We start from the raw sequence: 11,444 nt of genomic DNA, 5'->3' as shown, positions 1-11,444 counted from the left end.
TGCGTCAGAATGTTTCATATAAGTGCCTCCTTGTAGTGAAAGTAACGTTTATGCCTTCACTACAAGGGCCGCACTCGTTACCTCTAAACAGCATCAGTAACGAGTGTGGCCGCGCATTTTGAACGGCTTGTCAACTATTTTTCATAATAATTTTTGTTAGGGGTAAGAAAAAAGCAGATCTTCGTTATTTACGAAAATCTGCTAAAGTAAATGACATTGGTTCTGATTAGTAACACAATAATCGAGTCTCCAAAAGTAAAGTCCTCTACAAACGTAAAGCCAAAGCCAACCGCTGCTCCCAGGAGGATATACTCATAAACATTGCGTACCTTATTTTTCAGAGCAACCAGCGTTATGATGATTGCAAGAAACTTAAACAATTCCTCCACACCACCAGCCATAAAAAATGCTGTAAAGAAAGATGCCGATAGTGCCTGCATTTTTGCACCCTCTATCCCGATGATTCTTAATACGGCCAATAACCCAATCCCGGAACCGGCGGAAATCGGTACGCAAATACATCCCAAAACAACCGGCAGAATTGCCTGTAGTTTTCCTATAGGCTCCGGAACTTCCCTTTTGATCATTCGCTGATAGATAAATCCACAGATAACAAAGGCAAGTAATGCGGCAATAATTGAAATAATAATTGTTTTTGCGTCCATGAATAATTCTCCTCCTCTTTTCTTATCTTAACTCCGTCGAGGCTTTATATACCTCTTAAAATTTTACAGCATTCCGTCTTGCGATAGTCTTAAAAATCCATAAATAATGCATAGATAGAACAAAGAGTCGCTCGCGACTCTTTGCGCGCTGGTGCGCGCAAGCTTTAGCTTGCAAAACTCATCTGCGCACCAGTCGCATCCTTAGCGGAGCGCTTTTTATTCAATAGGAAATCCGAAGGAATTTCCTCGTATTGAATAAAAAAGACCCAGTACAATGTACCGAGTCTTCTGAAACCTGCAATAGCAGATATTCTCATCTCTTTGAGAACTCTTTCAATGTCCTAAGTGCTGTGTTTGTGGCATTCCTATGGCGAGTTGCTGTTTACCTGCTGCGTACGCAAGGAAGCTCAGTGCTACTGCATGCGGCTGGTGACATTTTTTTCAATCATATTGCCTCACTTCTCATAAGCTTATTCAGTAATACTTATTGTTACGTTAACGTCCCCGGAACCAAGCCTTTTTTTCATTTCTTCCGCAGATGTATTTTCAATATGCCCGAGCTTTGTATAAGCCCAGCTATTTGAACCGTAAAACACTACCAGCTGATTACCTGAATACAAAACAATGTCCCCGGCACTTGTAGTCATCTGCTTATCATTCCTTGGAATAGACTGACCAATAGAGCCAACCTGCTCAAAGTCGCCATACATAGACATATCAATGATGATAGGTTTATCTTCAGCCAGATTCTTCAGAGCTTCTACTGATTCATTTTCTTCCCAGATTACCTGTATCTCTTCATCATTTATAAAAAGCTTAAGCATATTTTCCGTCGACCTTTCATCATTAGTAATTACGTCTTCTTCATCCTTTAAGTGATCTTCCGTTGCCGTATTACTGTTCGTTTTAGCATCAGCTTTAACCTGTGACTGTATTGTTTCTACATAATTGTCTTGAACAAAATCAACCTTCGAGTGAACCTGTGCATTCTCATTATATCCACATCCAGTAAAGAGGTTTACAGCCATCACACATAATGCTGTAAGCGTTTTACCTGTATTCTTACAAAAGAGATTTTCCAAACTCATAAGCTTCCTGCTTTTCCTCTTCTTTGCCTTCTGCTTCACCCATGTCATTTATTCCGCCACAGAACAGTGAACCTTTAAATGAAGCTTTCTCAAAACACTCTACCCAACCATTCAGACCACTGACAGCTTCCTCAGGAACAAATGTCTCATCTTCAGCAGCAGTCGAAAGCATATAGACATTACGAAATCTATAGTCAGAAGGATAAAGCGGATTAAGTCTGTCAAGGAGAGTCTTCATCTGTCCGCTCATCTCGTAATAGTAGATAGGGGTCGCAAATACAAGCGTATCTGCATTCTTTACTTTTTTCGCAATCTCTACAGCATCATCATTTATCACGCACTTCTGCGTCTTTTGGCATGCAAGGCATCCTTTGCAGAATCCAACTGTTTTGTCCTTGAGGCTGATGACTTCCACATCATGTCCCGCAGCTTTTGCTCCATCAGATACTTTATCTGCCAAAATATCAGAATTGCTCTTTGCTCTAAGACTTGTCTTTATTATCAAAACCTTACTCATTGTCATCTTTCCTTATTTAAGATATTCATTAAAGAAGCTCTCAAGTTTATCAAACGGAATATAATCCTTATCTCCTCCATCATACAGATCTGTATGAACTGCATCTGGAATGATCATCAGTTCTTTATTATCAGCATATTTGCTGTCCTTTATCATGTCGGCGTAAGCGTCTTTACTGAAGTAGCAGGAGTGCGCCTTCTCGCCATGTACAAGAAGCACTGCACTTCTGATTTCATTGCTGTATTTAAGGATTGGCTGATTCACGAAGGATTCACAGCCTATCACATTCCATCCATCATTGGAATTAAGGGAACGGGCATGATATCCGCGATCAGTTTTGTAGTAATCAAAATAGTCTTTTACAAAGAAAGGTGCATCTGCAGGTAGAGGATCTACAACACCTCCCGCGCGCTTATATTCTCCATTCTTTAAATCTTCAAGACGCTGAGCGCACAAAGCCTTTTTCGCTTCATATCTCTTTTCTTCACTGTCATCGGCATCAAAGTAACCTTTTGCATTAACTCTTGTCATGTCATACATGGTCATTGCAGCTGTAGCTTTGATTCTTGTGTCAAGAGCAGCTGTATTGATAGCCATTCCGCCCCATCCGCAGATTCCTATGATTCCTATTCTTTCCGGATCTACCTTTTCATTAAGTGAAAGAAAATCAACTGCAGCCATAAAATCCTCTGTATTGATATCAGGTGATGCCATATATCTTACATTGCCGCCTGACTCTCCTGTAAAAGAGGGATCGAAGGCTATTGTAAGAAATCCTCTTTCTGCCATAGTCTGAGCGTATAATCCTGAACACTGCTCCTTAACAGCTCCGAAAGGTCCTGATACTGCAATAGCCGGAAGCTTGCCATCTGTATCCTTTGGCACATACATATCCGCTGCAAGGGTTATCCCGTAGCGATTTACAAATGTCACCTTGCTGTGTTCCACCTTCTCACTCTTTGGAAAGGTCTTATCCCACTCTGTTACTAAATTAAGTTCTTCTGTTCTTATCATCATTTGATACCTCCGTTATCTCTGCTTCATTTCGTTTTCGATTTTTCTTAGCATAAAATCCATGCAGTCAACTTTTCTCCCACTTTCGTGGTACTCGTCCATGGCACGGCATCTTTCTTTTTTCAGAAGCCTTACCATTTCATCGATACTGCCTGACTCAAATCTTTCCAGGATAGTGTCTGTTGCCTCATTACAGCATCCCGCATCTGAAAGGCTTTGCTTTAGATATTCTTTATCCATGAGTATTCCTCATTTCCATGTAAATATTTCACTTACAATTCTATTGTATGAGCTTGTAAGATTTTTTGCTAATAGTTATAATGAATATCATATTATTCCATTTTGGCATATCATACAGCAATGAGCAGTGCAGCAATATTTATAAAATATGCACTTGGGAGCTTGCTCACATAAGTGCATATTTTTGTAAATATTGGTATTCGGCGAATGCCGAAGAACGAGAAATGCGCAGCATTTCGAGTACTGCACTGCGTAGCATTTCGAGTGCACTGCTCAGGAAAGGAATCACCATGGAAATCAGGACTTTAAGATATTTTTTAGCTGTAGCAAGAGAAGAAAACATGAGCAGAGCCGCTGAGATACTGCATGTGACTCAGCCAACTCTATCCAAACAATTAAAATCATTGGAAGAAGAATTGGGTAAGAAGCTATTTACAAGGCACAGTTTCAGTATAAAGCTGACAGAAGAAGGAATTCTTCTCAGAAGCCGTGCAGAAGATCTTGTGAGCATGGCTGATAAAATCGAGCAGGAATTTGTTTCACTTGATGACATAAGCGGAGGCAATCTTTACCTCGGACTTGCAGAATCTTATCAGCTAAGATTCCTTGCAAGAGCAATCAAGACCTTTAAAGAAAGCTATCCCAATCTCCATTATCACATCACAAGTGGTGATACAGAGCAGCTATCTGAAAAAACAGAAAAAGGGCTTCTTGATTTTGTTGTTCTGGTTGAGCAGCCAGACATCAGAAAATATGAATATATAGAATTTCCACAGGCTGATACCTGGGGACTTATCATTCCTGAAAATGACCCTCTGGCAAAAAAGGAATCCATTCGTTTGGATGACCTGATAGGATTACCTCTTTTCTGCTCAGATCAGGCTTGGAACGGAGATATAAAGAAATGGGCCGGGAGCAGATTTTCAGAACTACAGCTTGAAGGTTCTTTCCGTCTTTCCTACAATGGCTCTATTTTCACAATGGAAGGTCTTGGGTATCTTCTCACCTATGATCACCTTATTGATACATCAAAAAACAACGGCCTTGCATTCAGACCGTTGTCTCCTAAGCTTGAAAACAAAATATATTTCGCATGGAACCGCTATCAGGCATTTACACCTATAGCAGAAAGATTTTTATCGCACCTAAAAGTTCTAGTGTTATAACCCATCTTTTGGGACTGCTAACCCCGTCCCCAGGGACCATTATGCTATTGCTTTAGTTCTTTTGCCAATTAAACAATAGTATGTCACCATGAGCATCAGAAAAGCGCCTATCCATGCAGATACTTCAGAAATGGCAATTCCCTTAAATCCGTTCCTTCCTACCAAAAAGCCAAAGATCAGTCTCATAATGACTTCGAGCCCGCCTGAGAGCATTGGTATAAAGGTATTGCCCAACCCCTGAACAGAGTATCTGTATACAAAAAGCCAGCCCAGGGCAAAAAAGCTTATTCCCATGATTGGCATGAAATCGGTACAATAACCGATTATCATGTTGTCAGTCAGCAGCATCCTTGCCAGGCTTCCGGGCACAAATATCATAAGGAGCGATATAGGCACATTCACAAGTGTAGAGAGCATCAGGCCCTGTCTTACTCCTGTGCGTATCCTGTCATATTTGCCAGCGCCCTTATTTTGCCCCACAAAGGTCATCATGGAAAGACCTACGGACATTCCGAACTGCTCAAAGAGTGATGCAAATTTCATGCAGGCTGAATAGGCTGCCACATATGCGCTTCCCATAAGATTTACGAAGTACTGCAAAACCATGGCCCCTGCAGCTGTGACCGAATTCATAAGTGCCACAGGAAGTCCTATTTTCATCAGTTCAACCAATATATTCTTTTCATCTGCTATTTCTGACGTGTCTTTTCCCAGACTCATAAAATCGATGGTTCTAAGCTTTTTAAGGCACAAAAGGTATGATACAAACTGAGAAACCACTGTTGCCACTGCTGCTCCGACAACTCCTGTGCCAAAGGCCATTATGAAAATAATATCAAGCATGATGTTCACGAGTGATGAACAGATCATAGCAGTGAGGGGCGTTCTGGAATCTCCCATTGACTGGAGAATTGTAATCTCAAGGTTATTCATAACCGTCACTACAATTCCCAATAAGATCACAGCAAAATATCTATACGAATCGTCAAAGATATCTTCAGGAGTGTTCAAGAACGTCAGCATCTTATTGAGCAAAGAAACGCATACAACAGTAAAGGCTATTCCAAACGTGATACTGAGCTTCTTGGCTGCTCTGATGTATGCATTCAGCATAGCCATATCGTTTTTTCCAAAGCTCTGGGCAAAGGTTATGCCAAATCCTCTGGTCATCCCCACAACAAATCCAAGTATAAGGAAGTTAAGTGTCCCGGTTGCCCCAACAGCAGCCAGCGCCTGATCCGAGATTCCCTTGCCAACTATAATGCTATCCACAAGACTATATAGTTGTTGGAAAAGATTTCCCCATAATAAGGGCAAAAAGAACAGTATGATCTGTTTCATACTGTTTCCTGAGGTCATATTTTGTGTGGTCTGTTCTGTATTTGTCATGGCCGCTCTCTTTGGTCTTTCTCTTGATGTTAATTATTTAATAGTTAAGATCATTTAAGTATCAAGGCTATTCCCTTTGCAAGACACAGATCCGCATCTTTGAAATGATTTCCGGGATTCATTTCAAACGTAGTTTCTATGCCCTTATTCTTGTATTGATCATAAACTTTTCCGGTCTTATCTTCAACTGTGCTAAGAAGCGCGTTGCGAGTGAGTGCCTCTCTATCGCCAAGGGAAAAATATACTCTTGAAGGCATTTTACCAAAATTATTTTTTTCTGCATATTCTAAAAATGAAGGATACCACATAGATCCGGATGCACTTACTGCTCTTGAGAACACATCATTCCTGTACAAGCTGTAAATAGCGAACAATCCTCCAAGTGAATAGCCTGCAATAGCCGTATATTCAGGCTCTGCACCAAGCTCAGCTTTTATAGCAGGGATTATGCTTCCAGTCAGCTTATCAAGATATTATCTGCCCCTCCTGTGTAGGGGCTATCATTTTTATACAAAGGAGCACATTCCCAGGGGGACATCTCCTCATTCCAGTTGATATCACTTATAACAGCAAGATTCAGCTCTTTTTCCGTCATAGTACAAAGCGCGCTATAAACATCACTTCCATTGCCCTGAAATGTATTCATGACTATGAGTGGCGCAGCTTTCCCCTTTTCACCATATATAGATATGCTTTCCTTCAACTATCATTTTGCATCTCCATTAAGTTCCATTTCATTATTCATTTTTACACCCCTTTTTCCGCGTGTAAAAATGTGTAAATCTTTTCAAATGTTATAGTAATTTTAAATTATTTTTTGTTAGTTTCAAATCTACCTACTGTTTGGAAGGATATAAAAATTCTCCCTCTCATTTAGTTTTATCCCCTCTACAAACCCACTGAAAATCCCATAAAATCAGTGTTTCTCTATTATTAAACATAAAAATGAGCCATCCAATCGGATGACTCTCTTGTATAATGCTTTGTAATCTCGTATAGAGAAACGATTATCTCTTTGAGAACTTTTTCACTGCCTTAAATGCCTTGTTTTAGGCATTCCTAAGGCGAGTTGCTGTTTACCTGCTGCGTACGGTAGAAAACTCAGGGCTACTGTATGCGGCTGGTGGCAACTTGAATAACTGCGATCAAAATAATACTTTATAAGTTGCCTTTGCTTCTATTGCCAAAGATTGGACTTATGGAGGAAAAAGTACGATGACGTTGTACCTTCAGACAAAAGAAAAAGACGTATAAACCATATGGTCTACACGCCTTACATCAGCATTGATGATTACTCCACTCTATTATTTATGATTCATTAACCAGCTTCCCTGTCATATGCTCAGGAATGAGTTCAAGGCACTGTACTCTCGGCAGAGCATTTTTCAATTCCTTTTGTAAATACTCTTCATCATCCGTGAACTTTTTTGTGAGATTGGTACAGATTTTTATTGCAGTATCCTCATCCTCAACCAGCTTGATTCAGCCAAATACAATTACGCTGTTAATATTTAAAGCCCAATCGTCGTCTTTCCGATAGCCTTCATCCCAGGTGCAAAAGCTGACTTTATCACAAGCCTTAATTGCATCAATCTTGTGACCTTCCTTAGCCCCATGAAAATAGATTTTCCCATCCTCTTCACAATACCACTGGTTAATCGGTAAGCCATACGGATAACCATCCTCGCCAATCAGGGACAGGACTCCTCTCTTTGAATTTTTCAGCACCTCAATGCACTGTTCATCTGTAATCTGTTGCTTAAATCTTCTCATCTTTCTAAACATAGTACACCTCAATCCTTTGCTAATATTTTTAATCCTGCAATTCCAACTACAATTAAAATAACACATATAACCTGTGGAACTGACAATTTCTCATTAAAAAGAAAAATCCCAAGCAGCGTAGTACCCACGATTCCCATGCCTGTCCACATAGCATAAGCTGTTCCCAAAGGAAGCTGCCTAAGTGCGATCGACAAAAACACAGCACTGGCTATATATCCCACACCGGTAATAATTGATGGGATAAGCACAGAAAATCCGTTAGACATTTTCATTGTTACCGCCCATGTTATTTCAAGAGCTCCTGCAATAAACAGATAGATCCATTTCATTAGAAAACCTCCATATAATAAAATACGCCAATCCCCTACCTGCTAAGACCTAACGGTAAAGGAATGACGTTTATCCCACTACTCGGTAGCAATGGGCGTCTTTTTAATTCAACTGTTCTGATGTTACTTAATAATTCGGGTTATGTCAATCTACCAATATCCATACTTACTGGATTTTCAGATAATCCTCTTCTGCCACCGATTCATTATATCGGATATACTTCTTTTGCCAGACGCTTTCTCCCCATATTGTTTTCTTTACAGTATTTCCAAGATGGACAAAAATCGTCTTAAGCTCCAATTCTACAAGTTCCAAACCTTTTTTTCCATCATGACCGGTAATAATAAGATGCACATCGTGTCCTCCCAGGTCCTGCCACTTTAGAAGAAATCTGTCTATGACAGTTTTAAGCATGCCATACTGAAAGTTATTTTCTTCTGAACGTATAATCGCACATAGTCCCGCCGTTCCCTATCTGCTGTGAATATAAAAAATCCGCACGGGGCAGATCACTGTATAAAATATCATCAATCTTGCAGAATATCGCAGTCATCTCAGGCATACCATATTTTTCGAATATCTGATGGAAAATGCACTTATGCGTTATCATAGAAAACTCATCCCTACCGCACTTCGGGAACTCAACATCCCATCCATATCCAAGTGTATTCCTAAACTTCATTGGCATAGTAAGCTTGAGAAAACGCACAAACCAGCCATTGCTCGCCAGCTTTTTCATAGACTTGATCTGCGGTTCTATGAACTTATACATAGCATCGGCTGCATACTGTTCAGCCTCTTTTCTCGGCATGCCCTTACTTTCAAGCACTTGAACGATAGCAAGGGATGTAAGAAGATTACACAAAAACCCGTAGTTCTTGGAATCTGTATATTGAGAGTTCTCGAAAAGAAGGACATTCATATTATCTATCAAAAGAGCCCGGTCCTCCTCGTCCCATTCTTTATATAGGTCTCTGAACCGACTTCGAGAGATCATTTTCCTTGGTATATATTTCTTGTTCATAATCTCACCATTTTCCGATACACGTGATCATTTCTGTATCACTGCGATCACGCAGGGCATTCTTCCGTCAACAACATGGTATTCTACTTTATCGTATCTCATATGTCAGGTTTTTTTCATTTTTAGGAATTCGTCCATATTATTGCTTCAGGTAATCAATTATCCCCTGGATGATTGCCGGATTCGGATATCCTTTACCCAACTAAAACAAGGGCGTTTTCACGCCCCTGCCTACTGCTACCATAGTATTCATCTCTACGGACTGAGATTATTCCTTTTGAGATTCGGACCTTGCTTTTCCTTCCTCTGATCTACGATTGCCTGGTTCTCTCTAAGCTTTTGTAAGAGACTTGTCCTAGCCTTTTCCTCCTCACAAAAAACTATTAAATAGTATTATACGTTTATAAACTTCTTTGTACTGTCGCTAAGTTTGTTCGTAACCTGATTGTTATTATCCATGGCCTCTCCGATTTCTTGAATTTCTCCCACAATCTCCGTAGAGTTGGAAGCTGAAAGGCTGATGGCCTGTGTGGACTCTTCAACGGAATCGGTGATTGTAAGAATTGAGTCTGCCATGCTGTGCATTGTGTTATCAAGAGAGTCTGCCTTCTCAGTAAAGCCTTCAAGAATTTCATTCATTATCTCTGCTGTACTCTCGTATTTCTCTCCTGTCTCAACAAAGGCTTCATAATCGGCAATAACAGTATTGTTGATAAAATCTACAACCTCGATGGCATTATTCGAAAGCTCCTGAACAGCCTTTGTCACATTCTCACTTATAGTCTGAATATTTCCGGCTGTCTGTCTGCTGTTATCGGCAAGTGCACTGATCTCCTGCGCAACTACCGCAAAGCCCTTGCCGGCTTCACCTGCTCTGGCAGCCTCAATGCTGGCATTAAGTGCAAGAAGGTTTGTCTGGGATGCAATATCAAGGATAACCTTGGTAAGTTCGCCGATCTGATTAACCTGTTCACTTTCTTTTACTGACTCATCAAGGGTCTTACTGAGTGCCTCAACTCTGGCACCTGTATTCTCTTTCTTCTGCATTGCCTCGTTTTTGATGGTATCTGCTTCCTTCTGGATCTCGCCTGCGCGCTCTTTTCCTGAAGCAACCTCTTCATTGATGCTCTCAACCGCATCTCTTACATCATTAAGCTGTTCCTTGATCTGAGAAGCTGTAGTTGATACATTGTCCATACTTGCTGAGAGCTCCTCAAGAGCAGCGGATGTATTTGTGATATTGTCGTTAGCCAGTGCGATCTGTGAGGTCATCTTATCTGCAGAATCTGTAAGGATAAGTGTTCCGTTCTTAACATCCTTCATTACACCCTGGAGTGTTTCGATGAACTCATTTACACCGTCTCTGATAAATACAAGCTCGTTTCCTGTCTTAACATTTATTCTTGCTGTCAGGTCGCCTTTTCCATCGTTTATATCGTTTATGATTCCCTGAACAGAATCGGAAATCTTAATGATAACTTTTGTAATCAGAACGAATGATACATATAAGTTCAAGAGAAGACATACGATAAATACTGCCATTCCAATCACATTCATGACTGTTATCTTGCTTCTTGACTGTGCCATATATCCGACAACATTTTCCCGAAGAGAATCAATAGATGCATCGAGAGTAGCCATGCCTGACTTAACGCCTTCCATGTTGGTCATATAATCTCCGGTGAGTATCTGAGATGCAGCAAGCCCATCTCCGGTTGTCATCATTATATTAAACACTTCATCGACGTTCCCAATAAGAGCTTTTGCCGAAGCATCAAGCTGCGTCGTTGCGTTTGGATCACCATACATGGCAAGCTCATCGCCGATCTCTTTTATCAAAGTGGTCACTTCGGTCTCATAGGATTTAAGCTCACTTCCGATTCGCTCTTTATCGGCATCTGTGTAATATGTCCAAAGTCCCAGCGCACTCTGAATAGTTCCGTCAATCCTAGCCAGATCTTCCTTAACTGTTCCCTCTTTATGAACCAGCCCAGTCACTCCTGCAATGATGCCCTGAGCGCTGTCAGACATTGATGATATACCATCATTTACAACGTAGCTGACCACATTAAATACTACCAGCATCAGAATGTTAAAGAACAAAATCTGAACCGGAATAGATTTGAAAAAACTGACCTTATTCTTCTTGTTTTCAGTTGTCCTTGACATAGCGACACTCCTTTCAAAATAATAAATATCCACCTATATGCATTATACAGCTAAATA

The 11,444-nt window shown here is 40.5% G+C and carries 14 protein-coding genes; 1 reads left to right on the top strand and 13 read right to left on the bottom strand.

Annotated features, from left to right (window positions below; translation table 11 throughout):
- Window positions 1–188: 188 nt before the first annotated feature.
- The 5 genes from T501_RS10570 to T501_RS10550 all read right to left on the bottom strand — a co-directional run bounded on the left by T501_RS10570 (window position 189) and on the right by T501_RS10550 (window position 3,524).
- On the bottom strand, window positions 189–665 hold the full coding sequence (locus tag T501_RS10570) for a PrsW family glutamic-type intramembrane protease (RefSeq protein WP_044914701.1): 477 nt from the start codon (window positions 663–665) through the stop codon (window positions 189–191).
- A gap of 470 nt (window positions 666–1,135) precedes the next feature.
- On the bottom strand, window positions 1,136–1,753 hold the full coding sequence (locus T501_RS10565; protein ID WP_050008251.1) for a cyclophilin-like fold protein: 618 nt from the start codon (window positions 1,751–1,753) through the stop codon (window positions 1,136–1,138).
- A complete protein-coding gene (locus T501_RS10560) occupies window positions 1,728–2,270 on the bottom strand; it encodes a flavodoxin family protein (RefSeq protein ID WP_044914699.1) in 543 nt (180 codons plus the stop codon). Before T501_RS10560 ends, T501_RS10565 begins: the two co-directional genes overlap by 26 nt.
- A gap of 12 nt (window positions 2,271–2,282) precedes the next feature.
- The gene (locus T501_RS10555; protein ID WP_026511959.1) at window positions 2,283–3,284 is read right to left on the bottom strand and encodes an alpha/beta hydrolase; all 1,002 of its coding nucleotides are present in this window, start codon (window positions 3,282–3,284) and stop codon (window positions 2,283–2,285) included.
- A gap of 15 nt (window positions 3,285–3,299) precedes the next feature.
- Entirely contained in the window at window positions 3,300–3,524 is a 225-nt protein-coding gene (locus tag T501_RS10550) for a hypothetical protein (RefSeq protein ID WP_026511960.1), read from the bottom strand.
- A 290-nt stretch (window positions 3,525–3,814) separates the two neighbouring features.
- Between T501_RS10550 and T501_RS10545 the strand changes: the two genes are divergently transcribed.
- Window positions 3,815–4,690, top strand: coding sequence for a LysR family transcriptional regulator (locus T501_RS10545; RefSeq protein ID WP_044914698.1), 876 nt, complete (start codon window positions 3,815–3,817; stop codon window positions 4,688–4,690).
- A 39-nt stretch (window positions 4,691–4,729) separates the two neighbouring features.
- Here the strand turns inward: T501_RS10545 and T501_RS10540 are convergent, their stop codons facing one another.
- The 8 genes from T501_RS10540 to T501_RS10510 all read right to left on the bottom strand — a co-directional run bounded on the left by T501_RS10540 (window position 4,730) and on the right by T501_RS10510 (window position 11,387).
- Window positions 4,730–6,079, bottom strand: a complete 1,350-nt coding sequence (locus T501_RS10540) for an MATE family efflux transporter (RefSeq protein WP_024865258.1) — start codon at window positions 6,077–6,079, stop codon at window positions 4,730–4,732.
- 50 nt (window positions 6,080–6,129) lie between these two features.
- A complete protein-coding gene (locus tag T501_RS20215) occupies window positions 6,130–6,516 on the bottom strand; it encodes an alpha/beta hydrolase-fold protein (RefSeq protein ID WP_242845516.1) in 387 nt (128 codons plus the stop codon).
- A gap of 20 nt (window positions 6,517–6,536) precedes the next feature.
- Complete coding sequence (locus T501_RS20210; RefSeq protein ID WP_155994836.1) at window positions 6,537–6,725, bottom strand: hypothetical protein; 189 nt, start codon at window positions 6,723–6,725, stop codon at window positions 6,537–6,539.
- Window positions 6,726–7,561: 836 nt separating this feature from the next.
- A complete protein-coding gene (locus T501_RS22455; protein WP_304412765.1) occupies window positions 7,562–7,864 on the bottom strand; it encodes a pyridoxamine 5'-phosphate oxidase family protein in 303 nt (100 codons plus the stop codon).
- Between the two features lie 8 nt (window positions 7,865–7,872).
- Window positions 7,873–8,193, bottom strand: coding sequence for a DMT family transporter (locus T501_RS10525; RefSeq protein WP_026512002.1), 321 nt, complete (start codon window positions 8,191–8,193; stop codon window positions 7,873–7,875).
- Window positions 8,194–8,359: 166 nt separating this feature from the next.
- Complete coding sequence (locus T501_RS10520; protein ID WP_026512003.1) at window positions 8,360–8,608, bottom strand: hypothetical protein; 249 nt, start codon at window positions 8,606–8,608, stop codon at window positions 8,360–8,362.
- 13 nt (window positions 8,609–8,621) lie between these two features.
- The gene (locus tag T501_RS10515) at window positions 8,622–9,218 is read right to left on the bottom strand and encodes an L-2-amino-thiazoline-4-carboxylic acid hydrolase (RefSeq protein ID WP_081675411.1); all 597 of its coding nucleotides are present in this window, start codon (window positions 9,216–9,218) and stop codon (window positions 8,622–8,624) included.
- 393 nt (window positions 9,219–9,611) lie between these two features.
- Window positions 9,612–11,387 (bottom strand): methyl-accepting chemotaxis protein, encoded by a 1,776-nt coding sequence (locus T501_RS10510; protein ID WP_026512005.1) that lies wholly within the window; start codon window positions 11,385–11,387, stop codon window positions 9,612–9,614.
- Window positions 11,388–11,444: the final 57 nt, after the last annotated feature.

Origin of the sequence: Butyrivibrio sp. WCE2006 (genome assembly GCF_000701985.1) — a bacterium.
Classification (GTDB): Bacteria; Bacillota; Clostridia; order Lachnospirales; family Lachnospiraceae; genus Butyrivibrio.
This window is presented reverse-complemented; position numbering and strand designations above follow the sequence as displayed.